We start from the raw sequence: 23,343 nt of genomic DNA, 5'->3' as shown, positions 1-23,343 counted from the left end.
GGATTCTTAACGCGTTCGAGCCCTCAGAGGAGCGAACGGACATGGACGAGATCGTTCCACGTCACGAACAGCATCAGCATCAGCACCAGCCCCAGCCCCACCCGAAAGCCGATCTCCTGAGCCCGCTCGCTGAGCGGCCGGCCGCGCAAGGCCTCGATGGCATAGAACATCAGATGCCCGCCATCGAGCATTGGCACCGGGAACAGGTTCATCAGGCCGATCGAGACCGAGAGAATCGCGGCAAGGTTGATCAGCGCCAGCAGGCCGCCGCTCGAGGCCACCATTCCGGAAACCTGGGCGATGCGGATCGGGCCGGAAAGCTGATCGGTCGATTCCTTCCCCATGATGAGCTTGGCGATGTAGTCATAGGTCCGCTCGACCACGAACCAGGTTTCGCTCACGCCGAGCTTCAACGATTCGACCGGCCCGAAATGCTGGGTGGTCCAGTCGCTCGGCCTGGCCGAGGCCTGCACGCCGATGATGCCGAGGCGCTGCTTGCCCAGCGGCGAGGAGGTCTCGACGAGGTCGGGCGTGACCGTCAGGACCATGGTCGCCCCGTCCCGCTCGAACGTCACCGGCAGCGGCTCGCTCGGGCGGATGGAGATCAGGCGCTGCAAGTCGCTAAAGCTCCTGACCTCGCTATCCTCGACCTTGCGGATCAGGTCGCCGGCCTTGAAGCCGGCGCGCTCGGCGGCGCCGCCTGGCGAGACCTGCTCGATGCGCGGAGCCAGCACGGGCTTGCCGAAGCTGTAGGCGGTGACGGCGAAGATCGCGATCGCCAGCAGGAAATTGGCGATCGGCCCGGCGGCGACGATCGCCGCCCGCTCGCCGATCGACTGGGCCGGGAAGGAACGCGCTCGCTCCTCCTGGCTCATGCCGGCAACAGCGTCGCCGTCCGGCGCGCTCGACGCGTCGGCATCGCCCGAGAACTTGACGTAGCCGCCGAGAGGGATCAGCGCGAAGCGCCAGCGCGTGCCATGGCGGTCGTTGAAGCCGAAGAGCTCCCGTCCGAAGCCGATGGAGAAGGTCTTGACGTCGACGCCGCACCAGCGCCCGACCAGGAAATGGCCGAGCTCATGCACGAACACGACGATCGTCAGGACGAACAGGAAGGGCACGAGGTAGCCCAGCAGGAAGCTTCCCGCGTGCCAGACCGATCCCATGATATCCATAAAAATCTCCCGACTTGCCGCCACTAGGTGACAGTGAAGCGCCCTTCCGACAAGAGCAGGCGGGTCCTGTTTCTCGCATCCTGGTCAATTGCGAGGGCGGCGGCGACATCCTCCGGCGCCGGCCGCCCCTGTCCGCCACCTTGCGCGCAGACGGCCTCGACCAGTGCCGGAATCGCCCAGAATGGAATCCGCCGCGCCAGGAACGCCGCCACCGCCACCTCGTTCGCGGCATTCAGGACGGCCGGCGCCGCGCCGCCTTCGGCAAGCGCCGCTATCGCAAGGCCAAGGGCGGGGAAGCGCGCGAGATCGGGCCGCTCGAACACGAGCGGTCCGCAGGCCGCCAGATCGAGAAAACGGCCCGCCGGCGCATCGAGCCTGCCGTCGATGCCGAGACAATGGGCCGCAGCGACGCGCATGTCGGGCACGGCCATACCGGCGCTCACCGAACCGTCGCGAAAATTGACCAGCCCATGCACGATCTGCTGCGGATGGATCAGCACGTCGACCTGGTCGGCGCCGAGTCCGAACAGGAAGCGGGCCTCGATCAGCTCGAGTCCCTTGTTCATCATGCTGGCGGAGTCGATCGTGATCTTGGCGCCCATGGCGTAGTTCGGATGGGCGAGCGCCTGCTCTGGTGTCGCCGCCGCGATCTGTTGCGCCGACCAGGTCCGGAACGGCCCTCCCGAGGCGGTCAGCGTCATCGAGCGGATCGCCGACACCGGCTCGGCGCCGAGCACCTGGAACAGCGCGTTGTGCTCGGAGTCGAGCGGCAGGATGCGTGCGCCGACGCTGGCCGCCCGCGCCATCACGGCCGCGCCGGCGCAGACCAGGCTCTCCTTGTTGGCGAGCGCGACGACGCGCCCCGGCATCAGCGCCGCGAAGGTCGCCTCCAGCCCGGCCGCACCGGAGATCGCGCTGACGACGATGTCGCTCTCGAGCGATACCGCTTCCAGCACGGCCATGCGCCCGGCGCCGTGACGGATGCCGCTGCCGGCGAGCGCGTCGCGAAGCTCGCTGGCCTGCGCCTCGTCGGCAATGGCGGCGAAGCGTGCCCCGGTTTCGCGCGCGACTCGGGCAAGGCCGGCGGCGTCACGCCCGGAGACCACGCCGGCGACCGCGAGTCGCTCGGGGTTCTCGGCGATGACCTCGCGTGTCGAGCGGCCGACGGAGCCGGTCGCTCCGAGGATGGTGACAGAACGGCGCATGGCGCGATCAGAGCCCCAGACGGGCGAGATAGAGCAGCAGCCCGGCGAAGACCAGCACCGCCCAATAGCCGTCGAGCCGGTCGAGGAAGCCGCCATGGCCGGGGATCAGCCGGCTCGAATCCTTGGTGCCGAAGCGCCGCTTGATGGCCGATTCGAACAGGTCGCCGGCCTGGCTGAAGACGGAGGCGACGAGCGAGGCGGCAAGCACCGGGCCGAAGCCAAGCCCGGCCGCCGGCGGCGACAGATACCAGACGGCGATGCCGCCCGCCGTTCCCGCCGCTGCGCCGCCGAGAGCGCCAGACCAGGTCTTCTTCGGACTGACGCTGGGCATGAGCTTGGGGCCGCCAAGGGCCCGACCGGTGAAATAGGCGGCGATGTCGGTGAACCAGACCACCGCGAAGGTCCAGACGATCAGGAACAGCCCGATCTCCGGCACCTGGCGCAGCGCCGGCGTCACCAGCGCGAAGCAGAGCGCATAGGCGACGCCGCAGGCCTCCAGCACGCGACGATCGGCGACACGGACCGTCAGGACCGCGCCGACCAGGGCTGCGAGTGCCGACGCCCCTGCCAAAGCGGTGTCGCTCAGCGGGGCGAAGCCCAGTGCGAGGCCGGCCAGCGCCACGCCGATCCCGCCGGCAATGGCGTGGCGCGAGCTGACGATGGCGAGCCATTCATAGGCGACGAGGCCGGCGACCAGCACCCAGACAAATCGGAAGGCGGGGCCGCCGACCAGCGTCGCGGCCAGGACGATGGCGGCCAGCACCAGCGCCGACAGGACGCGCAGGCGCAACTCGGACGCGCCGCTATTCACGCCTTCGCGGGCAGGCTCATTCACGCGACCCCCACATTGCGGGCAGCCGGTTCGCTGACCCCGCCGAAGCGGCGCTCGCGGCGGCGAAACTCGGCCAGCGCGTCCTCGAGTGCCTTGCGGTCGAAATCGGGCCAGAGCACCGGCGTGAAGATGAACTCGGCATAGGCCGCCTGCCAGAGGAGGAAGTTGGAGATGCGGGTCTCGCCGGAGGTGCGGATGACCAGATCGGGCTCCGGCAGGCCCCCGGTGTCGAGCCGGGCCGTCAGCATGTCTTCGTCGATCGCCTCGGGGGCGAGGCGGCCGGCCGCGACCTCGGCGGCCAGCGCGCGGGTGACGCGAACGATCTCGTCGCGCGAGCCGTAATTGAAGGCGACGACCAAAGTGAGCCCGCTATTGGCGGCGGTCATCGTCTCGGCGCGCTCGATCAGGGCGCGCAGGTCCGGCGCGAGATCGGCCCGGCTGCCGATGATGCGGACCCGGACGCCGGCCTCGTGCAGCTCGGCCAGGTCGTTCTCGACGAAGCGGCGAAGCAGGCCGAGCAGGAAGGAGACCTCGGCCTTGGGTCGGCGCCAGTTCTCGGTCGAGAACGAGTAGAGCGTCAGGACGCCGATGCCGAGATCGCCGGCATTGCGAACCGTGCGGCGGAGGGCTTCGAGGCCACGACGATGGCCCTCCTGCCGCGGCAGGCCACGCATCTGGGCCCAGCGGCCATTGCCGTCCATGATGATGGCGACATGGGCCGGGGCCGGGTCGATGCCGGGCGATGCCGGGCGCGGGCCGTCTGACATTCCTGTGCCTCTTCGGGCGAAGCCCGTCCGTCTACGATTGCAGACCCGCGATGATTGCAGGCCCGCGATGATTACAGGCCGGCGAGCGCTCAGACGTGCAGGATTTCCTTTTCCTTCGACGCCAGTGACTGGTCGATGTCGCCGATATGCTTGTCGGTCGCCTTCTGGACCTGATCGGTCTGCTTGGTGACGTCATCCTTGGGCAGATGTCCGTCCTTCTCCAGCTTCTTGATCAGATCCATGCCGTCGCGGCGGACATGCCGGACGGCGACCTTCGCCTCCTCGGCATATTTGTGCGCGACCTTGACCATCTCCTTGCGGCGCTGCTCGTTGAGCTCGGGGATGCGGATGCGCAGCACCTGCCCTTCCGTCTGCGGGTTGAGGCCGAGATCGGATTCGCGGATCGCCTTCTCGACGGCCTGGACCATGCTGCGGTCCCAGACCTGGACCGAGAGCAGGCGCGCCTCGGGCACGCTGACGGTGGCGAGCTGGCTCAGCGGCGTGCGGGCGCCGTAGGCCTCCACCGTGATCGGATCGAGCACATTGGCCGAGGCGCGGCCGGTGCGCAGCGAGGCGAGGTCGCTCTTGAACGACTGGACGGCGCCGTCCATGCGGCGGTTCAGGTCGGCGAGATCGAAAGTGGTCTGGGCCATCGTCTTCAAAACCTTGTCGAAACCCGGCAAAAGACCGAGCCGGAAATGCGCGCGACCATGGCGAGCGGCTCGCACAGGGTCAAGGATTTCGTGCTCCGGCAGATTTCGCCAGGGCAAGTTGCAAGGAAAGCTGCATCGAGCCTGCGCTGTGCATGCCCCGGTGAAGCCTTGCGGCAGTAGTCATGCCGCCGCTCGTTTCATAGCTGATCTGGAAGGTTCCGCCACCCCATGGGACCAACCCGGCCCCGAAATCCCGAGGAGCAAGCCCGTGCCACGCCTTAACCGCATCATCGAGACCGCGCTCTATGTCGACGATATCGAGCGCGCGCGCGAGTTCTACGAGGCCAAGCTCGGCCTGGAGCCGATGCTCAAGACCGGGACGCTGTTCGCCTATGATGTCGGCGGAGCGAGCGTGCTGCTGCTGTTCCAGCGCGGACAATCGCTCAAGAGCCAATCATCGGCCGGCGGCAGCATCCCGCCGCATGACGGCTCCGGCCCGCTTCACATCTGCTTCGCCGTCGATGCCGGCGAGCTCGATCTCTGGGACGAGAAGCTGCAGCAGCAAGGGATCGCGATCGAGGGCCGGATGAGCTGGGAGCGCGGCGGCAAAAGCCTCTATTTCCGCGATCCCGACGGCCACATGCTCGAACTGGCGACGCCCGGGCTATGGCCGAACTACTAAAAGTGCCCTGCCCGTCAGGGCGTCACATAGGTCGCCCTGCCCTCGCCGCGCAGCACGGCCGCGAGCATGCCGGGCTCGGCGATCGAAAAGACGACGATGGTCAGTCCTGCGTCGCGGGCGAGCGCGAAGGCGGCGGTATCCATGACCTTGAGGTCGCGCGTGATCGCCTCGACATGGGTCAGCCGCTCGAAGCGGACCGCGTTAGGATCCTTCTTCGGATCGGCGGTGTAGACGCCATCCACCTGCGTCGCCTTGAGCAGATGGCTGCAGTCGAGCTCGGCCGCCCGCAGCGCGGCGCCGGTGTCGGTGGTGAAGTAGGGGTTGCCGGTGCCGCCGCCCAGGATCACGACCTTGCCGTTGCTGAGATGGTCGAGCGCGCGCTTGCGCGCATAGCTCTCGCAGAGCGAGGGCATCGGCACCGCCGACATGGCCCGCGCCGGGGTGCCGGCGCTCTCGATCGCATGCTCGAGCGCGAGCGCGTTCATCACCGTGCCGAGCATGCCGATCGAATCGGCGCTGGTGCGGTCCAGCCCCTTGGTGAGACCCTGCACGCCGCGGAAGAAGTTGCCACCGCCGACGACGATGCCGATCTCGACGCCCTCGCGGGCCGCGGCCGAGATGTCCGCCGAGAGGGCCGTCAGCGTCGCGCCGTCGAGACCGTTTCCGCTCGGTCCGGCAAGGGCTTCGCCGGAGAGCTTCACAAGAACGCGTTTCGGTCTCATCGGGGCTCTCCGTTTCGTGCTGCCACTCTCGGATTCGGAGCGATGTCAGCTTCTTGCAAAAAAGGCCGCGCGAGGCGCGGCCTTTCTGATCTCTATCAACCGGCTTTTCAGCCGGCGGTACCGCCGGCTGCGGCAACTTCGGCAGCGAAGTCGGTCTCTTCCTTCTCGATGCCTTCGCCGAGCGCGAAACGGGCGAATCCGGTGATCTTGACCGGGCCGCCGACCTTGCCCTCGGCTTCCTTCAGCACCTGGGCAACCGACTTGGAGCCGTCATGGATATAGGCCTGCTCGAGCAGGCAATATTCCTTGGCGTAGCTCTTCAGGCCGCTCTCGGTGATCTTCTCGAGCACATGGGCGGGCTTGCCGGCGTTCTTCTCGGCCAGGATGCCCTTCTCGCGTTCCAGCACGGCCGGGTCGACCGAAGCGAGGTCGAGCGCGACCGGATTGGTGGCGGCGATGTGCATGGCGAGCTGGCGGCCGATGGCGGCAAGCTCGTCGCCCTTGCCGGACGATTCCAGGCCGACGATGACGCCGATCTTGCCGAGGCCGTCGGCGACCGCGCCATGGACATAGGAGCCGACGACACCGGCCGAGACCGAGACCTCGCCGACGCGGCGCAGCGTCATGTTCTCGCCGATGGTGGCGATGGTGTTGGCGATCGCCTCGGCGACCGTGCCGCCGCCCGGATAGTGATGCGCAGCCAGCGCCTCGACATCGCCGCCGCGCTCGAGCGCGACATCGGCGATGGTGCGGGCCAGCGCCTGGAATTCCAGGTTGCGGGCGACGAAATCGGTCTCGGAGTTGACCTCGACGACGACGCCGCGCTGGCCGGAGACGGCAACGGCGACGAGGCCTTCGGCGGCGACGCGGCCGGCCTTCTTGGCGGCCTTGGACAGGCCCTTGGCACGCAGCCAGTCGATGGCCGCTTCCATGTTGCCGTCGGTGGCCGACAGGGCGGCCTTGCAGTCCATCATGCCCGCGCCGGTCTTGTCGCGGAGTTCCTTCACCATGCCGGCGGTGATCGCAGCCATTTGCGTCGTCCTTGCTGTCTTGGCGGCCGGCGTCCGGGCGGGCCGCGATATCCAAACGGGGGAGCCGGATGGGCGAACGCCGACGCTCCGTTTCCGGTCGTCGGCGCGGCCTCGGCTTCAATCTAGAACCGGAACGCGATGCGCCAGGGCGCGCCGCGTTCCGAAGCGGGCATCAGGCGTCGGCGAGTTCGCGCGCCTGGGCAACCCAGCCGTCGCGCTCGATGCGGCCGGCGAGCTTGAGGTCGTGATCGACCTTGGTGACTTCTTCCGGCGTCATGGCGGCGAGCTGCCAGAAGTGGAAGATGCCGCCGTCATTGAGCTTCTGCACGATCTCCGGACCCATGCCCGAGAGCTTCATGAAGTCGTCCGGGGCGCCGCGCGGCGCGGTCAGCAGCTCGAAGGTCGGGGCCGCGTCGGCGGCAGGCTCGACCGCCAGAACCGTCTCGACGACCGGGGCCTCGGCGGCGCCGAGATCGACACCATGGTCGCCCGAGGCGCGCGAGATGCCGTCGATGGCCGAGCGGGCGATCAGATCGCAATAGAGCTGGATGGCGCGGCCGGCGTCGTCATTGGCCGGGACCGGGAAGGTGATGCCGTCCGGATCCGAGTTCGAATCGACGATGGCGGCGACCGGGATGCCGAGGCGCTGGGCCTCCTTGATCGCGAGCGCTTCCTTGTTGGTGTCGATCACGAAGATCATGTCGGGCGTGCCGCCCATGTCCTTGATGCCGCCGAGCGCCTTCTCGAGCTTGTCGCGCTCGCGCGCCAGCATCAGGCGCTCCTTCTTGGTCAGGCCGGTGCTGGCGCCGTTGAGCAGCTCGTCGACCTTGCGCAGGCGCTGGATCGAGGCCGAGATGGTCTTCCAGTTGGTCAGCATGCCGCCGAGCCAGCGGGAGTTGACATAATACTGGGCCGAGCGCTTGGCAGCGTCGGCGATGGCGTCCTGCGCCTGGCGCTTGGTGCCGACGAAGAGCACGCGACCGCCACGAGCGACGGTGTCGCTGACCGCCTGCAAGGCGCGCGAGAGCATCGGCACCGACTGCGACAGGTCGAGAATGTGGATGTTGTTGCGCGTCCCGTAGATGAACGGCGACATCTTCGGGTTCCAGCGATGGGACTGGTGGCCGAAATGGGCGCCGGCCTCGAGGAGCTGGCGCATGGAGAAATCTGGCAGAGCCATGATGTGTGTCGTCCTTCCGGTTGAGCCTCTGGGGAGCGAATGATCCGGCCATAGGCTGGCCAGTCACCGGAACGCCTCGGTGTCGAGGTGATGCTCCCCATGTGGAATGGCCTGCGCCTTACAGGGGATGGGCCAGGAATGCAAGGCGGAACCCGGCGGCGGGACCGCCCCGACCGGCCGCCTCTTGCGGGCCACCCGGCCAGCGGACGCCGCGCTTCCCCGCCAGCTTCTTCGACCACTGGGGCGATGAAAGGAGCCAGAGCTTTGGAAACGCAGCGATTAACCGGCTCGGCAAGAGAATGCCGAGCGTCGGCCGGCCGCACTTCGGCAGGGATGCGCCAGCCTGCTTCACGACGTAGCCGATCTGCTTGCGATAGGTCGCGGCCGTGCCGTTCCCCGCGGGCTGGACAATCAGGCCCGGTTCGGGTGCAGGAACGGCCAGTCCTCGGTGAATTCGGCCTGGACCGGCCGCTCGAGATAGCTCGACAGGGCGATGTAGCTGCGCGTGCCCGCGACACCGGGAATGGCGTAGATCTGGGCGAGCAGGGCTTCGAGCGCATGCGTGCTGCGGGTGCGGACCTTCAGGATAAGACCCGTATCGCCGGCGACCGAATGCATCTCCTCGACTTCCGGAAAGCGCTTCAGCGCGAGCATGCGTTCGCCCTTGCCCCAGCCGGCAGCCTCGACATGGACGAAAGCGAGCAGCGGCTTGCCGATCGCCTCGGCATCGAGGCGGGCATGGGTGCCGCAGATGACGCCAGCCTGCCGCAGGCGCTTGACCCGCTCGTGCACCGCAGGCGCGGAAAGCCCGGCTTTCACGCCGAGTGCGGCGTAGCTCAGCCCGGCATCCTCGACGAGGGCGCCTAATATCCTTCGGTCGAAACGATCGAGGGTCGGCTTCCCCATCGGCTTCCGCCGAATCCCATCCGTATTCTCGGGCATCGTTCATTTCCGGCTTTCAGCCGAATGGCCTTCGGCTTTATCAAACAATCTCCATATTTGATTCAGACCAGTCATGCGAGCCGGCTCATGCAGATGATCGTCCACGACCCAAGCGACGGCGTCTATGCGACGACGCCGGACTACGCTCACGCCATGGAAGTGCGCGAGCCCGGGCGGCTGCTGTTCGTCAGCGGCACGATGGGGCTGGATGCAGCAGGGCAACCGGGCTCCTCGCTCGACGCGCAGCTGGCCCTGATCTGGAGCAACCTGCGCGCCATCCTCGCTTCGGCCGGGATGAGCGTCGACAACATCGTGCGCCTGACCAGCTATCTGCGCGACGCCAGCTTCGTCGAGGCCAACCAGAATGCGCGGGTGGAAGCACTGGGCGGCCGCGCGGTGCCAACCACGGCGATCGTGGTTCAGACCTTGCGCGAGGACTGGCTGGTCGAGATCGAGATCATCGCGGCGGCGTGAACGGTGCCGGGCAGGCGACAGCCGCGTGAACCAACCATTCATGTCATCCTGCTAGAGCAGGATGCGAAAAAGTGGAAACCGGTTTTTCGCAAGAATCCTGCTCTAACCCTTTGGTGAGAGACGGATTCAGATGTCAGATGGGATCATTCCATGATTCCACCTGACATCATCCGGCTCTAGAAGCCAGGCAGGGCAGCACGGACTTGGCGACAGCGTGGTTCTCGACCTGAGGACAATCTATGCAGCAGGCGCGATCACCTGCGTCCTGCTCGGATTCGTGCAGTTGCTCGCGTTTGCCGCCGGCCGCTTCGAGCGCTGGCCGCTTTGGTGGGGGCTGAGCAACCTGCTGATAGGGATCGGCCTGATCGGCGTCTCGCTGCGCGATTCGATCCCGGATCTGGTCTCGATCCCGCTCGCCAATCTGGTCAGCTGGATCGGCTAGCTGCTCATGCTCTACAGCGTGAGGAGCTTCGCAGGGCGCCCGGCGCGCCTGCCGGCCTATGTCGCGGCGGTCGCCATCGCCGGCACCCTGCTCCTGCTCTGGAGCGAACCCGACAGCTTCGCCAGCCGGGCTGTCCTGATGTCCGTCCTGGCCGCTTGCTGCGACGCTGCCGTGGTTCGCGAGGGCTTGCATTTGATGCGGCGCGAGCGGCTGGTTTCGGGAGCCGTCCTGATCGGCCTGTTCGCGCCGACAGCGCTGCTGTTTTCGCTACGTGCCCATTTCGCTGCGACCGGGCAGCTCGGCCCCGAATTGTTCGCACCCAACGAGCCGCAGCTGTGGCTCGCGATCACCGGCACCGCCTTCCTCCTCTTGCGCGGCAGCGCCCTGCTGCTGCTCGCGACCGAGCGCAACCGCAATGCGCTGGTTTCCCTCGCCCAGCGAGATTCCCTGACCGGCGCGCTGAACCGCACCGGGCTTGAGCGTTCGCTCGACCGGTTGGCGGCCGAGGCCGTCGGACGACCGCATTCGATCGCTCTGCTCCTGATCGACATCGACCATTTCAAGCAGCTTAACGACACGCATGGCCACGCCGCCGGAGACCATATCCTGCGCCTCTTCGCCGAGGCGGCACGCGGCGAACTTCGTGCGAGCGACGTCCTGGCGAGACAGGGAGGCGACGAGTTCGTGGTCGTCCTCCCGCACCTGACGGCTGCCGAGGCGATCGGCGTCGCCAACCGGATCCGGGCTGCGTTCGGCCGGGCCCTCGCGGGCTGGGGTGAGGCCACGGTGCAGCCGACGCTCAGTAACGGCATTGGCCAGGGCGACGCCGCGCGCGACCCGCTCGATACCGTGCTGCAGCAGGCCGACGAGGCGCTCTACCGCTCGGAACGTCTCGGCCGCAACCGGGTCGAACTGCTATCGACCGCTGTGGCGAGCTGAAACCACCTACCCGATGAGTTCCGCCGCCGTCGCCTTCTCGACGCCGAGCGCCGTCATCTCGGCCCAGGCCCGGTCGAGCGAGCCGTCGAGGTCGATGGCACGGCAGGCCTCCTCGACGACGACGGCTTCGAATCCGCTCCGGACGGCATCCTTTGCCGTCCAGCTCACGCAGAAATCAGTGGCGAGGCCGACGATGACGACGCGGGCCACATTGCGTTCCTTGAGATAGCCGGCGAGCCCCGTCGGCGTCCTGCGGTCGGCCTCGAGGAACCCGGAATAGCTGTCGACCTCGCGGCGGCAGCCCTTGCGAATCACGGCCTGCGCCAGCGTCAGGTCGAGGCCTGGGTGAAAATCGGCGCCGCTGCTGCCCTGCACGCAATGGTCGGGCCAGAGCACCTGCGGGCCATAAGGCATCGGCACGACCTCGAACGGCTGCCGGCCGGGATGGCTGGAGGCGAAGGAGGAATGGCCGGCAGGGTGCCAGTCCTGCGTCAGGACGACATTGGCGAAATGGCGACCGAGCGCGTTGACGATCGCGACGACCTCGTCGCCGCCGCTGACGGCGAGGCTGCCGCCCGGGCAGAAATCATTCTGGACGTCGACGACGATGAGCGCGGTCCTGGCGTCGATCACCACCGATATCTCCCATGCTTTCAGGTACGACCGCGCTGCGCCGGAGCCGACTGCTCACGCGCCCGCGCTTCTCGTCATCCGCGTCACGCCCCTGCGGGCGGCGAACAGGCGGCCATAGACGTCGCCGGCGAGCTCGGGCCGGTAGCAGCGCTGTTCGAGCAGCGGGTCCCAGGCATGCTCCACCGTATCGATCAGCTCGAAATCGGCGGCGAGCCGGGCTTCAAGCTGGATGCGGTTCTTGCGGTTCTGATATTCCAGCAGGACGAGCGAGGTCTTCGACAGGTCGAGATGGTCGAGCACGTCGCCCTCGCCGCCCTCGATGTCGATCTTGACGATATCCGCCGAAGGCAGGCTGGCCGGGTCGACCACCGCGACCTCGTAGCGCTCGACCATGGCGCCGGACACGAAGGTATCGCCGGCATAGGAGGCCAGGCCGGATTCGCCGTCGCCGGCGAAGCGGCTGACGAAGCTCGCCGTCTTCTGGCCGCCAGGGAACAGGGCGGCGTTGACCGGCCGGATGTCGCGACGCTGATGGGTGTTGCGCTTCAGGAACTCGAAAGTGCCGGGATGCGGCTCATAGGAGGTAACGACGCTGGCCGGCCAGCGCGCCGTCGCCCAGAGCGCGAAGGAGCCGACATTCGCGCCGACATCGAGGATGTCGAGCCCGACGCCGTCGAATCCGGCCTCGTACTCGCCCTCGAGCACGTCCTTGATCGCCCAGTGCATCGCGTCGGGCACGGCAAGGCTCATCGGAATGCGCGCGATGTACTGCTTCATCAAATCCCCCGGACATCGTCGCTATCTGCACACACTCTGCTGCCTTGGTCGCCGGCCGCGCAAGGTCGGGGAGCTCCGAACAGACCCTCAGCCCTCGTCAGCGCAATTCGACGTTCACCACGCCCGGCGCCGCGCGGACGGCATTCGCGACCTGCTGGTTGATCGGGTAGCGCCCCGGCAGCTCGATCTCGACTTCCTGGGCACCGTCGTCGAGGATCATCACCAGCGAGATCTTGCCCTCGGCGCGCACGCCTTCGCGCGGCTTGACCCGCTCGGCAATGGAGGCGAGCGCCTTGTCGTCGCGCAGGAAGATGCAGAGATCCTGCTTCTGGCGCGAGGCGAGGTCGTCGAGCCGCTCGACATCCTCGATGCGCGGGCGAACCTCGTCGCCGTCGAGCACGGCGCTGAGCCGCAACACCAGCGCAGTGCCGGGCTCCAGCAGCTCGCGATGGCGCTGCAGCCCTTCGGAGAACAGGATCGCCTCGAACTGGCCGCTCGGATCGGAGAGCTGGACGATGCCCATCTTCGAGCCCGAGCGGGTGCGCCGCTCCGACTTGTCGATGACGGAGGCCGCGACCTTGGCGATCGAGGTGCCGCTGGCGCGGACGGTGCGGGCGAAATCGGCATAGCTCTGGACGCGCAGCCGCTTCAGCACATGCTCGTAATCGTCGAGCGGATGGCCGGAGAGGAAGAAGCCGACGGCGTCGTGCTCGCGCTGCAGGCGCTCGGCCGGCGCCCAGGGCTCGAAGGGCGGGATGCGGAAGGCCTCGGCCACAGCGCCGCCGCCGAACAGCTCCGACTGGCCGCCCTCGGCCGCCTCGCGCGTGCGGTTGGAGAGCGCCAGCATGCCGTCGACCGCGGCGAGCGCCCTCGCCCGCTCCGGCTCGATCTCGTCGAGCGAACCGGCCGCGATCAGCGCCTCGATGGTGCGACGGTTGATCAGCCTGGTGTCGATGCGCCGGGCGAAATCGGCGAGATCGCGGAACGGGCCGGCCTTGGCGCGGGCGGCGACGATCGATTCGACCGCGGCGCGCCCGACACCCTTGATCGCGCCGAGCGCATAGCGGATCGCGCCATCGGCGACGTCGAAATCGACGCCCGAGCGGTTGATCGCGGGCCGCTCGACCTTGATGCCGATGCGCTCGGCGTCGCGGCGGAATTCCGAGAGCTTGTCGGTGTTGCCGATATCGAGCGTCATCGAGGCCGCAAGGAATTCGACCGGGAAGTTCGCCTTGAGATAGGCGGTCTGGAAGGCGACGACGGCATAGGCCGCGGCATGGCTCTTGTTGAAGCCGTAGTCGGCGAACTTGGCCAGCAGGTCGAAGATCTCGGAGGCGATGTCCTTCTTCAGGCCGGCGTCGATCGCGCCTTTGACGAAACGGTCGCGCTGCGCGTCCATCTCGGCCTTGATCTTCTTGCCCATGGCGCGGCGCAGCAGGTCGGCCTCGCCGAGCGAATAGCCCGAGAGCGCCTGCGCGACCTGCATCACCTGTTCCTGGTAGACGATGATGCCATGCGTCTCGGAAAGGATCGGCTCCATCTTGGGATGGAGATAGGTCGGATCCTCGAGGCCGAGCTTGCGCCGGCAATAGGTCGGGATGTTGTCCATCGGACCCGGCCGGTAGAGCGCGACCAGCGCGATCAGGTCCTCGATCCGGTCAGCCTTCATCTCGACCAGCGCCTTGCGCATGCCGACCGATTCCACCTGGAACACGCCGACCGTCTCGCCGCGCGCCAGCATCTCGTAGGTCTTGGGATCGTCGAAGGGCAGTTGCGCCAGGTCGACCGCGATGCCGCGCTGGGCGATCAGCTTGACCGCGATCGTCAGCGTGGTCAGCGTCTTCAGGCCGAGGAAGTCGAACTTCACCAGCCCGGCCTGCTCGACCCATTTCATGTTGAACTGGGTGACGCGCATGCCGGTGCGCGGATCGACCGAGAGCGCGACCAGCTCCTCCAGCGGCCGGTCGCCGATGACGACGCCGGCGGCATGGGTAGAGGCGTGGCGGTGCAGGCCCTCGAGCTTCTGGGCGATCTCGAGCAGGCGCGCGACGACCGGCTCCTCCGCCGCCGCCTCCTGCAGCTTGGGCTCGCCGGCGATGGCCTCGGGCAAGGTGATCGGCTTGGCCGGGTTCTGCGGGACGAGCTTGGTCAGCTTGTCGACCTGGCCGTAGGGCATCTCGAGCACGCGGCCGACGTCGCGCAGCACGCCGCGCGCCTGCAAGGTGCCGAAAGTGATGATCTGGGCGACGCGCTCCTCGCCATAGCGATGCTTGACGTAGTCGATCACCTCTTCACGCCGGTACTGGCAGAAGTCGATGTCGAAGTCCGGCATCGAGACGCGGTCGGGGTTGAGGAAGCGCTCGAACAGCAGGCCAAAGCGCAGCGGATCGACATCGGTGATGGTCAGCGCATAGGCGACGAGCGAGCCGGCGCCCGAACCGCGGCCGGGGCCGACCGGGATGTCATGGTCCTTCGCCCATTTGATGAAGTCGGCAACGATGAGAAAATAGCCCGGAAATTTCATCCGGGTGATGATGGAAAGCTCGAAGGCGAGCCGCTTCTCGTAGTCCTCGACGCTGAAGCCCTCGGCCGGCCCGTGCTTGGCCAGCCGCGCATCGAGCCCTGCCTTCGCCTGGTTCTCCAGCTCCTCGGCCTCGTCGCGCCCCTCCTCGCCGAAGCGCGGCAGGATCGGGCGGCGCAGGCCAACGCGCCAGGAGCAGCGCCGCGCGATCTCGACCGTCGAGGCCAGGGCTTCCGGCAGATCGGCGAAACGGCGCTTCATCTCGGCGCGGCTGGCAAAATAATGCTCCGGGGTGACGCGCCGGCGTTCATTGTCGGAGACCAGTCGGCCCGCCGCCACCGCCAGCAGCGCGTCATGCGCCTCGAAATCGGTCGGCTTGCCGAAGAAGGGCTCGTTGGTGGCGACGATCGGCAGCTCGGCGCCGTAAGCGAGCTTGAGCAGCCCGGCTTCGATCGCCGGCCCGTCCTCGCGATCATGGCGCTGGAGCTCGACATAGAGCCTGTCGCCGAAGATCGCCTGCAGGCGCGAAAGCCGCGCCGCGGCCTGCGCCGGCTGGCCGGCGCGCAAGGCGAGGTCGAGCGGCCCGCCGGCGCCGCCGGTGAGCGCGATCAGCCCCTGCCGGCACTCGGCGACATGGTCGATCGTCGCGACAGGGGCGCCGGCGCCGGCCACGAGGCAGGCCTGCGTCACCAGCTTCATCAGGTTGCCATAGCCGGCCTCGTCCATCGCCAACAGCACCAGATGCGGCACCGTGACCTGGACGGGCTTGCGGCCGCCGGTATCCTCATCGGCGAAGTCGACGCTGAGCTGCACGCCGGCGATGGGCTGGACGCCGGCGCCGGCCAGCTTCTCGGAGAATTCGAGCGCGCCGAACAGGTTGTTGGTGTCGGTCAGCGCCATGGCCGGCTGGCCGTCGGCGGCCGCGAGCTTGGCGAGCGCGCCGACCTGGATCGCGCCTTCGAGCAGGGAATAGCTCGAATGGACGTGGAGGTGGACGAAGCCGACCTCCTGCTCAACCTGCGAATCGTTCTTCCGGTCGGTCATGGCGCCCTCTCGGGCGGGTTATCGCGCAGCGCCGCGCCGGGGTCGAGATGCGAAGCAGGCCGGGCTGTGGATGCAGGACACATGCCCCGCGGCAGCGGATACTGGCTTGCGAGGAACTCCTCAGACCTTCGGCCCGGCCGCCAGCGCGGCCCAGACCCAGATCATCCCGACGAACAGGGCGAGTGCGAAAAATTCGGCGGCGCCGGCCATCAGCTTGCGGGCGATCAGCATATCTGTCTCCTTCGTTCTATCTATGTCCAGTTTAATTCCCGTTTTGTTCTCGTCAATGCCGATAGGTTAGTTCCATTTGCCTAGCATTCGATGGCGGTTAACAAATCCTTGCCGAGGCAAGCGCTCGCCAGCGCGTTGGCGCCGATGACGATGCGAGCGGAGAAGCACGTCTTCGGGAAGCTGACGCTTCCCGTCAGCCGCGAGGCACGGCCGGTGGAGCTGTCGGATGCGACAATCTCTGGAGCATACTAGTCGAGCGGCACGACCAGCCCGTCGCGGATCGTCACCCTTCGGTCCATGCGGCGCGCCAGGTCGAGATTATGCGTCGCGATCAGGGCGGCAAGGCCCGAGGCGCGCGCCAGCGCCACCAGCGTGCCGAAGACGTGCAGCGAGGTCTGCGGGTCGAGATTGCCGGTCGGCTCGTCTGCCAGCAGCAGGCGGGGCGCATTGGCGACGGCGCGGCCTATGGCGACGCGCTGCTGCTCGCCGCCGGACAATTCGCCGGGCAGATGATGAAGCCGCTCGCCCAGGCCGAGGAAGGTCAGGAGTTCGGTCGCGCGCGCCGCGGCCTCGTGCTTGCCGAGGCCGCGAATGCGCTGCGGCAGCACGACGTTCTCCAGCGCCGTGAACTCCGGCAGCAGGTGGTGGAACTGATAGACAAAGCCGATCTCGGTGCGCCGCAGCCGGGTCAGGCCCGTATCGTCGAGCTGCGAGGTCGCGACGCCGCCGATGAAGACCTCGCCGGCATCGGGGCTCTCGAGCAGGCCGGCCACGTGCAGCAGGGTCGACTTGCCGGTGCCGCTGGGGGCGACGAGCGCCACCATCTCGCCCGGCCAGATCGCGAAATCGGCCTTGCGCAGGATTTCCAGCGGCGCGTCGGTCTGTGGATAAAAGCGCTCGATCTGGGAAAGGAAGAGCGTCGGGGTCTCGGTTGCCATGGCCAGCCCCTAGCCCATGCGCAGGGCCTGGACGGGGTCGAGCCGCGCCGCCTTCCAGGCCGGATAGAGCGTCGCCAGCAGCGACAGGACCAGCGCCATCACGACGACGCTGGCGACTTCGCGCCAGTCGATCACCGAGGGGATGTCGCTGAGGAAACGCACGGTCGGATCCCAGAGATTGGCCCCGGTGAGCCAGTTGATCGCGCCCATGATCGACTTGACGTTGTTGGCGAAGACGACGCCGAGCAGCAGCCCGCCCAGCGTGCCGACCACGCCGATCGTCGCCCCGGTGATCAGGAAGACGCGCAGCACCGTGCCGCGCGAGGCGCCCATGGTGCGCATGATCGCGATGTCCTCGGTCTTGTCCTTCACCAGCATGATCAGCCCGGAGACGATGTTCAGCGCCGCGACGAGCACGATCAGGGTCAGGATGATGAACATCACATTGCGCTCGACCTCGAGCGCGTTGAAGAAGGTGCGGTTGCGCTGGCGCCAGTCGGACAGCACGAGCGGACGCGGCGCATCGGCCTCGATCGCATCGCGCACCGCCTGGGTCCGGTCGGGATCGTCGATGAAGATCTCGATGACGTTCACATCGCCGTCGCGATTGAAATAGGCTTGGCTCTCGGCCAGCGGCATGAAGACGAAAGAGGCGTCGAACTCCGACATGCCGATCTCGAACACCGCCGTGACCGGATAGGCCTTGATGCGCGGCGCAGTGCCGAACGGCGTCGAGGCGCCGCGCGGGGTGACGATGGTGATCGTGTCGCCCGCCTGGAGGCCGAGCGAGGCCGCCAGGCGCCGGCCGATGGCGACGCCGCCGGTCGTGCCGAAGCCATCGAGCGTGCCCTGCTTGACGTTGTTGGCGACGAAGGGGATCGACTTGATGTCCTCCTCCGAGATGCCGCGCACCAGGACGCCGCCATTGCCGACCTGCGAGGAAGCGAGCGCCTGGCCCTCGACGAGGGGAATCGCGAACTTGATCCCGGGCACCTTGCGCAGACGCTGCGCGACGGCTTCGTAATCGTCGAGCGGCCGGTCGATCGGGGTCGCGAAGATGTGGCCGTTGACGCCGACGATCTTCTCCAGCAGCTCCTTGCGGAAGCCGTTCATTACCGACATCACGATGATCAGCGTGGCGACGCCGAGCAGGATGCCGAGGAAGGAAAAGCCGGCGATGACGGAGACGAAGCCCTCACGCCGGCGCGTGCGCAGATAGCGCCCGGCCAGCAGCCACTCGAAACCGGCGAAGGGTTTCGTGCCGGTCGGCGTCGCGCCTGCGACGGGCGCCGCCTCGCTGGCCTTGCTCATCGCCGCGCCCCGCTCACGTGTTCTTGCCGGGGAAGCGGGCGAGTGCCGCCTCCAGCGAGACCAGCTCGCGTTCGCCGCCGGCGCGGCGCTTGATCTCGACCTTGCCCTCGGCGAGCGATTTCGGCCCGACGATCACCTGCCAGGGCATGCCGATCAGATCGGCGGTCGCGAACTTTCCGCCCGGCCGCTCGTCGCGATCGTCATAGAGCATGTCGTAACCCTTGCCGGCGAGGCCCTTGTAGAGCTGCTCGCAGGCGCCGTCGGTCGCGGCGTCGCCGGTCTTGAGGTTGAGCACCGCGATGTCGAAGGGGGCGATCTCGTCGGGCCAGACGATGCCGGCGTCGTCATGGCCGGCCTCGATCAGCGCGGCGACGAGCCGGCTCGGGCCGATGCCGTAGGAGCCCATATGGACCGGCGTGTCGCGGCCGTCGGGACCTGCGACGGTCGCGCCCATCGGTTCCGAATACTTGGTGCCGAAATAGAAGATGTGGCCGACCTCGATGCCGCGGGCCGAAACCTGCTTCTCGGCCGGAATCGCCTCGAAGTCGGCCTTCTCGTGCATCTCGTCGGTGGCCGCATAGAGGCTCGTCCACTTGTCGACGATGCCCTGCAGACCGGGCACGCTGTCGAAATCGGTGTCCGCCGCCGGCGTCTCGAAGCCGAGATAGTCCCTGTGACAGAAGACCTCGCTCTCGCCGGTCGAGGCGAGCACGATGAACTCGTGGCTGAGGTCGCCGCCGATCGGGCCGGTGTCGGCGCGCATCGGGATGGCACGCAGGCCGAGCCGCGCGAAGGTGCGCAGATAGGCGGTGAACATCCGGTTGTAGGAATGGCGGGCGCCGGCCTGGTCGAGATCGAAGGAGTAGGCGTCCTTCATCAGGAACTCGCGGCCGCGCATCACGCCGAAGCGGGGCCGGACCTCGTCGCGGAACTTCCACTGGATGTGATAGAGGTTGAGCGGCAGGTCCTTGTAGGACTTGACGTAGGAGCGGAAGATCTCGGTGACCATCTCCTCATTGGTCGGGCCGTAGAGCATCTCGCGGTCGTGCCGGTCCTTGATCCGCAGCATCTCCTTGCCATAGGCGTCGTAGCGGCCGCTCTCGCGCCAGAGATCGGCCGACTGGATCGTCGGCATCAGGATCTCGACGGCGCCGGAGCGGTTCTGCTCCTCGCGCACCACGGCGCTGATCTTGTTGAGGACGCGCAGGCCGAGCGGCAGCCAGGAATAGATGCCGGCCGATTGCTGGCGGATCATGCCGGCGCGCAGCATCAGCCGATGCGAGACGATCTCGGCTTCCTTGGGCGTGTCGCGCAGGATCGGCAGGAAGTAGCGGGAGAGGCGCATTGCGGGGCTCTTTTGGCGAGGCTCTTCAGGAGGAGATCGCGCCGGCCGGCGCAGCGAGTCGGCTTGGTTCAGAAACACCATCCCGGTCGCGAAATTGCAACCCGGCGGCCGTCATCGGCGCTGGAAAGCGCCCTCACCTGTCGGCGAAGGCAGCCTTCAGCGCCTGCTCGACCGGCGCCGGCACGAAAGCCGAGACGTCGCCGCCCATTGCCGCGATCTGACGCACCAGGGTGGCGGTGATATGGCGGGTCTGCGGCGTCGCCGGCAGGAACACGGTCTGCAGCCCCGGCGCCATCGCCGCATTCATGCCGACCATCTGCATCTCGTAGTCGAGATCGCTGCCGTCGCGCAGGCCGCGGATAATGATCCCGGCCCCGGCCTTGCGGGCCGCATCGACGGCGAGATCGTCGAAGGTCACGACCTCGATGCTGGCGCCCGCCGCCTGGGCCAGCGGCGTCGCGACGATGCGCAGCAACTCGGCGCGCTGCTCGACCGAGAGCACCGGCTTCTTGCCGGGATGGACGCCGATCGCCAGCACGAGGCGGTCGCACAGCTTTGCCGCCGCCGCGATGACGTCGGCATGGCCGTTGGTGACGGGGTCGAAGGAGCCGGTGTAGAAGGCGGTGCGCTGCATGTGCCAGCGTTAGCCAAAGCGCCCGGCTACGACAAGTATCCGCTCGGGTCTGCGCTCAGGCGACGCGCAATTTGCCGATCAGGCGGTCGACGCGCGCCTCAAGGGCTTGCGCCAGTCCGGTCAGTTCGCCCGCCGCGGCGAGGACGGCGTCGGCCGAGCCGGCGGTGTGGCGCGAAGCGAACGCCACCTGCCCGGTCGCCTGGCCGATCTGGACGATCTCCTGGGTCGCGGCGACGACGTCGGCGGCGATGGCATGGGCGGCCTCGTGCTGGCGCAGCATGGTCTGCGCCGTGCGCCGCGTCGCCTCGCTCAGATCCTGCACCATGGCGCGGATGCCGGCCATGCCGTCGACGGTGGCGGCGGTCGCCCGGTTCATCGCGTCGATCTGCAGCGCGATGTCCTGCGTAGCGCCGGCGGTCTGGGTCGCCAGCGACTTCACCTCGGCAGCGACGACGGCGAAGCCGCGCCCCGCGTCGCCGGCCCGGGCCGCCTCGATGGTGGCGTTGAGGGCGAGCAGGTTGGTCTGGCCGGCGATCGCCGAGATCAGGCCAACCACCTCGGAGACGCGGGAAGCTCCAGCCGAGAGCCCGTCGACGACCTGGCTGACCTCGTCGGCATGCTGGCGCACCTGGCCGGCCGTGAGATCGGAGCGGCGCACCTCCGCCGACAGACTGTCGACCGCGCCGAGCAGTTCGCGCGCCGCCTGCTCGATGGAGTGGACGCTGCGAATCGCATTGCCGGTCGAGACATCGGCAGCGGCGGCGCCGGTCCTGGCCTCTCCGGCGCTTTCGCTGAGTTGGTTGGCGGTGACGCCAAGCGCCCCGGCGGCGGTGGCGACCGAGGCGCTGACCGTGCGGACCGACTGCTCGAGCTCGCCCGCCAGCTCGCCGAGAAGGCTGCGGCGGTGCCGGTCGGCCTCGGCGCGGCGGGTCTCCTGCTGCGCCTCGCGCCATTGCGCCTCGCGCTGCAGGGTTTCGCGGATCACGCCGATCGAGGCGGCGATGCCGCCGATCTCGTCGCGGCGCTGGGCGCCCGGGATCTTCTCGTCCGTGCGGCCGGCGGCGATGCCCGCGAGCGCGTCGGAAAGTCCTCCGATCGGCCTTGCCACGGACCAGCCGAGCAGGATCGCGAAGCCGAGCAATGGCGCCAGAACCAATAGGCCGGCGGTGACGATCGCGCCCCGGATCTTGCTGACGACGGCGAAGGCGGCACGCTCCGGCTCCGTCAGCCAGAGCTGCCAGCGCCAATCGCCGACGGCAATCTTCTTGCCGCTGGCAACGAGCGCGGTGCCGTCATGGCTCACCATCCGCAGCAACGCATCGTCCGCGAGCCCGGCCAACCGGCGCTTGTCGAGCGTGTCGCGCGGGGCCGATGCCTCGCGACGGGCGGCCGGGTTGGAGCGCATGAAACCGTCATCGCCAATGACGAAGACGCCGATCTCGCCGGCGCCGGCCGCATTGGCGCCGAGCACATCGTCGATCAGCGCTGAATTGACAGCGATAACGATGGTGCCGGCCTGCTCGGCGCCGCCCGTTTCGGCATCGTAGAAGGGGGCGGCGAGAAAGGCGCGCGGCTCGCCGCCGATCAGGTCGTAAGGCGCAAAATCGAGCAGGACCTGCGTGCCCGCAGGCTTGCCGCGTGCGGCCTCCACTACCTGCGCAAGCCCGGTACCGGCGAGTTGCGGATCGCTGAGGAGGCGGCCGAATTCGGGCCCCTTTGCGACGCTGTAGACCACCCTGCCCTTCCTCGAGACCAGGTAGATGTCGGCATAGTTGAACTGCTTCAGGGCAGCGGCGTAGGTCTCGTGGATCCGGACATGGCGCCAGGAATAGCCATGCTGGTGGTCCTGCCCGGTCAGCGCCAGCCGTTCGGCCAGCGGACGCATCCCGTCACCCCGATAGTGGCCGAGGATGCTGTCGAGGTCGTAGGTTCCGAGCTCCAGCCATTTCCCGAGCTCATCCAGCGCCGAGACCGTATAGGCGCTGCGGGCCTGGACGGCGAGTTCGGAACGCAGGAGCGCCAGCCGCCGCTCGATGGCGCGCGAATGGCTCTCGGCAAGCGCATGCAGGCGAGCCCGCGCCGCTTCATGGGCCCAGCTGGAAACGGCGAGATAGGCGCAAACGCCGACGGCGACCGCGGCAAGGCAGGCGAGCGCGAGCATGGCGGCCGGAAGCCGCACCCTGAGGCTGAACACTGCTCCGTTTCCCCGCTCGATCTTCAGTCGATTGGGAGCAATTCAACCTGAGGGCGGTTAACTTTGCTTGAAGCTCCCGCCGACGCCGGATCGGGCGCTCGCCGAGCCTCAGAAGGCGGGCGGAACCGGGGTCAGTGCGGCGAGCGCGGCGGCGCTGCCGATGACGAGCGCCAGAAGCGCGACGAAGACGGCCATGAGCGAAACGCGACGCCGATGGTGAACCAGGAAGCCGATCTGCATGGATTGTTCTTTGCGAATCAGTGAGTTACCCAGAGCCTCTGGGTGCTGGCGCGGGCTGACCCCAGCAAGGCGGGAATGTGTCGAAATCGTGTCCCCGCCCTCTTGCGGCATTTCCCGTTTGCATCGCGCCGGCAAGTTTGCCTAAAGCCAGCCATGCTTACCCTCAGCGATATCACTTACCGGCTCGGCGAAAGGCTGCTGCTGGACAAGGCCGGCGCGGCGCTGCCGACCGGCGCGCGCGTCGGCCTGGTCGGCCGCAACGGCACCGGCAAGACCACCCTGTTCCGCATCATCACCGGCGAGCTCTCGCCGGAGGGCGGCACCGTCAGCCTGCCCCGGGGCATGCGGATCGGCGGGGTGGCGCAGGAGGCGCCCGGCGGCCCGGAGACGCTGATCGAGGTCGTGCTTGCAGCCGACACCGAGCGCGCCGCGCT

Annotated in this window: 23 protein-coding genes; 5 read left to right on the top strand and 18 right to left on the bottom strand. The window is 67.9% G+C overall.

Annotated features, from left to right (window positions below; all coding sequences use genetic code 11):
* Window positions 1-23 precede the first annotated feature (23 nt).
* The 5 genes from rseP to frr form a co-directional block, all read right to left on the bottom strand.
* Entirely contained in the window at window positions 24-1,172 is a 1,149-nt protein-coding gene (gene rseP, locus V6M56_RS01850; protein WP_332680869.1) for an RIP metalloprotease RseP, read from the bottom strand.
* 23 nt (window positions 1,173-1,195) lie between these two features.
* Window positions 1,196-2,377, bottom strand: a complete 1,182-nt coding sequence (gene dxr, locus V6M56_RS01845) for a 1-deoxy-D-xylulose-5-phosphate reductoisomerase (protein ID WP_332680868.1) — start codon at window positions 2,375-2,377, stop codon at window positions 1,196-1,198.
* Between the two features lie 7 nt (window positions 2,378-2,384).
* On the bottom strand, window positions 2,385-3,212 hold the full coding sequence (locus V6M56_RS01840; protein ID WP_332680867.1) for a phosphatidate cytidylyltransferase: 828 nt from the start codon (window positions 3,210-3,212) through the stop codon (window positions 2,385-2,387).
* Complete coding sequence (locus V6M56_RS01835) at window positions 3,209-3,976, bottom strand: isoprenyl transferase (RefSeq protein WP_332680866.1); 768 nt, start codon at window positions 3,974-3,976, stop codon at window positions 3,209-3,211. The genes V6M56_RS01840 and V6M56_RS01835 overlap by 4 nt, the downstream gene beginning before the upstream one ends.
* An 89-nt stretch (window positions 3,977-4,065) precedes the next feature.
* Entirely contained in the window at window positions 4,066-4,629 is a 564-nt protein-coding gene (gene frr / locus V6M56_RS01830) for a ribosome recycling factor (protein ID WP_332680865.1), read from the bottom strand.
* Between the two features lie 268 nt (window positions 4,630-4,897).
* Between frr and V6M56_RS01825 the strand changes: the two genes are divergently transcribed.
* Window positions 4,898-5,311 (top strand): VOC family protein, encoded by a 414-nt coding sequence (locus V6M56_RS01825; protein ID WP_332680864.1) that lies wholly within the window; start codon window positions 4,898-4,900, stop codon window positions 5,309-5,311.
* Window positions 5,312-5,325: 14 nt separating this feature from the next.
* Here the strand turns inward: V6M56_RS01825 and pyrH are convergent, their stop codons facing one another.
* The 4 genes from pyrH to V6M56_RS01805 all read right to left on the bottom strand — a co-directional run bounded on the left by pyrH (window position 5,326) and on the right by V6M56_RS01805 (window position 9,186).
* A complete protein-coding gene (gene pyrH, locus V6M56_RS01820) occupies window positions 5,326-6,033 on the bottom strand; it encodes a UMP kinase (RefSeq protein ID WP_332680863.1) in 708 nt (235 codons plus the stop codon).
* A 107-nt stretch (window positions 6,034-6,140) separates the two neighbouring features.
* Window positions 6,141-7,064 (bottom strand): translation elongation factor Ts, encoded by a 924-nt coding sequence (gene tsf, locus V6M56_RS01815; protein ID WP_332680862.1) that lies wholly within the window; start codon window positions 7,062-7,064, stop codon window positions 6,141-6,143.
* Window positions 7,065-7,236: 172 nt separating this feature from the next.
* Window positions 7,237-8,244 (bottom strand): 30S ribosomal protein S2, encoded by a 1,008-nt coding sequence (locus V6M56_RS01810; protein WP_332680861.1) that lies wholly within the window; start codon window positions 8,242-8,244, stop codon window positions 7,237-7,239.
* A gap of 411 nt (window positions 8,245-8,655) precedes the next feature.
* Window positions 8,656-9,186, bottom strand: coding sequence for an Lrp/AsnC family transcriptional regulator (locus tag V6M56_RS01805; RefSeq protein WP_332680860.1), 531 nt, complete (start codon window positions 9,184-9,186; stop codon window positions 8,656-8,658).
* Window positions 9,187-9,273: 87 nt separating this feature from the next.
* Between V6M56_RS01805 and V6M56_RS01800 the strand changes: the two genes are divergently transcribed.
* From V6M56_RS01800 to V6M56_RS01790, 3 genes are all read left to right on the top strand, one after another.
* Complete coding sequence (locus V6M56_RS01800) at window positions 9,274-9,660, top strand: RidA family protein (protein ID WP_332680859.1); 387 nt, start codon at window positions 9,274-9,276, stop codon at window positions 9,658-9,660.
* A 214-nt stretch (window positions 9,661-9,874) separates the two neighbouring features.
* Complete coding sequence (locus V6M56_RS01795; RefSeq protein ID WP_332680858.1) at window positions 9,875-10,102, top strand: hypothetical protein; 228 nt, start codon at window positions 9,875-9,877, stop codon at window positions 10,100-10,102.
* A 138-nt stretch (window positions 10,103-10,240) separates the two neighbouring features.
* Window positions 10,241-11,041, top strand: coding sequence for a GGDEF domain-containing protein (locus V6M56_RS01790; protein WP_332680857.1), 801 nt, complete (start codon window positions 10,241-10,243; stop codon window positions 11,039-11,041).
* A gap of 6 nt (window positions 11,042-11,047) precedes the next feature.
* On the opposite strand, the gene pncA is transcribed toward V6M56_RS01790, so the two are convergent.
* From pncA to V6M56_RS01745, 9 genes are all read right to left on the bottom strand, one after another.
* Window positions 11,048-11,677: a bifunctional nicotinamidase/pyrazinamidase gene (gene pncA, locus V6M56_RS01785; RefSeq protein WP_332680856.1), complete on the bottom strand. Its 630-nt coding sequence runs from the start codon at window positions 11,675-11,677 to the stop codon at window positions 11,048-11,050.
* A 51-nt stretch (window positions 11,678-11,728) separates the two neighbouring features.
* On the bottom strand, window positions 11,729-12,451 hold the full coding sequence (locus V6M56_RS01780) for an FkbM family methyltransferase (protein ID WP_332680855.1): 723 nt from the start codon (window positions 12,449-12,451) through the stop codon (window positions 11,729-11,731).
* 97 nt (window positions 12,452-12,548) lie between these two features.
* Entirely contained in the window at window positions 12,549-16,016 is a 3,468-nt protein-coding gene (dnaE, locus tag V6M56_RS01775; RefSeq protein ID WP_332680854.1) for a DNA polymerase III subunit alpha, read from the bottom strand.
* 479 nt (window positions 16,017-16,495) lie between these two features.
* Window positions 16,496-17,185, bottom strand: coding sequence for an ABC transporter ATP-binding protein (locus tag V6M56_RS01770; RefSeq protein ID WP_332680853.1), 690 nt, complete (start codon window positions 17,183-17,185; stop codon window positions 16,496-16,498).
* A 9-nt stretch (window positions 17,186-17,194) separates the two neighbouring features.
* Window positions 17,195-18,496, bottom strand: coding sequence for a lipoprotein-releasing ABC transporter permease subunit (locus V6M56_RS01765; RefSeq protein WP_332680852.1), 1,302 nt, complete (start codon window positions 18,494-18,496; stop codon window positions 17,195-17,197).
* 13 nt (window positions 18,497-18,509) lie between these two features.
* Complete coding sequence (gene proS, locus V6M56_RS01760) at window positions 18,510-19,841, bottom strand: proline--tRNA ligase (RefSeq protein ID WP_332680851.1); 1,332 nt, start codon at window positions 19,839-19,841, stop codon at window positions 18,510-18,512.
* A 133-nt stretch (window positions 19,842-19,974) separates the two neighbouring features.
* The gene (coaD, locus tag V6M56_RS01755; protein ID WP_332680850.1) at window positions 19,975-20,475 is read right to left on the bottom strand and encodes a pantetheine-phosphate adenylyltransferase; all 501 of its coding nucleotides are present in this window, start codon (window positions 20,473-20,475) and stop codon (window positions 19,975-19,977) included.
* A gap of 55 nt (window positions 20,476-20,530) precedes the next feature.
* Window positions 20,531-22,669 (bottom strand): methyl-accepting chemotaxis protein, encoded by a 2,139-nt coding sequence (locus V6M56_RS01750; protein ID WP_332680849.1) that lies wholly within the window; start codon window positions 22,667-22,669, stop codon window positions 20,531-20,533.
* Between the two features lie 108 nt (window positions 22,670-22,777).
* A complete protein-coding gene (locus V6M56_RS01745; protein WP_332680848.1) occupies window positions 22,778-22,909 on the bottom strand; it encodes a hypothetical protein in 132 nt (43 codons plus the stop codon).
* A 153-nt stretch (window positions 22,910-23,062) separates the two neighbouring features.
* On the opposite strand from V6M56_RS01745, the gene V6M56_RS01740 reads away from it, so the two are divergent.
* Window positions 23,063-23,343: ATP-binding cassette domain-containing protein (locus V6M56_RS01740; RefSeq protein WP_332680847.1), on the top strand; the 281-nt coding region annotated here is incomplete at its 3' end.

It is taken from the genome of Allobosea sp., from assembly GCF_036675845.1.
Classification (GTDB): Bacteria; Pseudomonadota; Alphaproteobacteria; order Rhizobiales; family Beijerinckiaceae; genus Allobosea.
The sequence above is the reverse complement of the archived record's forward strand: the minus strand, read 5'-3'. Positions and strand labels throughout refer to the sequence as shown.

Bases quoted from the DNA above. Each gene is read 5' to 3' on its own strand.
- coaD (WP_332680850.1), bottom strand. From the start codon at position 20,475: ATGCAGCGCACCGCCTTCTACACCGGCTCCTTCGACCCCGTCACCAAC.
- dnaE (WP_332680854.1), bottom strand. From the start codon at position 16,016: ATGACCGACCGGAAGAACGATTCGCAGGTTGAGCAGGAGGTCGGCTTC.
- rseP (WP_332680869.1), bottom strand. From the start codon at position 1,172: ATGGATATCATGGGATCGGTCTGGCACGCGGGAAGCTTCCTGCTGGGC.
- frr (WP_332680865.1), bottom strand. From the start codon at position 4,629: ATGGCCCAGACCACTTTCGATCTCGCCGACCTGAACCGCCGCATGGAC.
- V6M56_RS01835 (WP_332680866.1), bottom strand. From the start codon at position 3,976: ATGTCAGACGGCCCGCGCCCGGCATCGCCCGGCATCGACCCGGCCCCG.
- V6M56_RS01805 (WP_332680860.1), bottom strand. From the start codon at position 9,186: ATGCCCGAGAATACGGATGGGATTCGGCGGAAGCCGATGGGGAAGCCG.
- V6M56_RS01780 (WP_332680855.1), bottom strand. From the start codon at position 12,451: ATGAAGCAGTACATCGCGCGCATTCCGATGAGCCTTGCCGTGCCCGAC.
- V6M56_RS01810 (WP_332680861.1), bottom strand. From the start codon at position 8,244: ATGGCTCTGCCAGATTTCTCCATGCGCCAGCTCCTCGAGGCCGGCGCC.
- tsf (WP_332680862.1), bottom strand. From the start codon at position 7,064: ATGGCTGCGATCACCGCCGGCATGGTGAAGGAACTCCGCGACAAGACC.
- dxr (WP_332680868.1), bottom strand. From the start codon at position 2,377: ATGCGCCGTTCTGTCACCATCCTCGGAGCGACCGGCTCCGTCGGCCGC.
- pyrH (WP_332680863.1), bottom strand. From the start codon at position 6,033: ATGAGACCGAAACGCGTTCTTGTGAAGCTCTCCGGCGAAGCCCTTGCC.
- V6M56_RS01770 (WP_332680853.1), bottom strand. From the start codon at position 17,185: ATGGCAACCGAGACCCCGACGCTCTTCCTTTCCCAGATCGAGCGCTTT.
- proS (WP_332680851.1), bottom strand. From the start codon at position 19,841: ATGCGCCTCTCCCGCTACTTCCTGCCGATCCTGCGCGACACGCCCAAG.
- V6M56_RS01745 (WP_332680848.1), bottom strand. From the start codon at position 22,909: ATGCAGATCGGCTTCCTGGTTCACCATCGGCGTCGCGTTTCGCTCATG.
- V6M56_RS01790 (WP_332680857.1), top strand. From the start codon at position 10,241: ATGTCCGTCCTGGCCGCTTGCTGCGACGCTGCCGTGGTTCGCGAGGGC.
- V6M56_RS01800 (WP_332680859.1), top strand. From the start codon at position 9,274: ATGCAGATGATCGTCCACGACCCAAGCGACGGCGTCTATGCGACGACG.
- V6M56_RS01765 (WP_332680852.1), bottom strand. From the start codon at position 18,496: ATGAGCAAGGCCAGCGAGGCGGCGCCCGTCGCAGGCGCGACGCCGACC.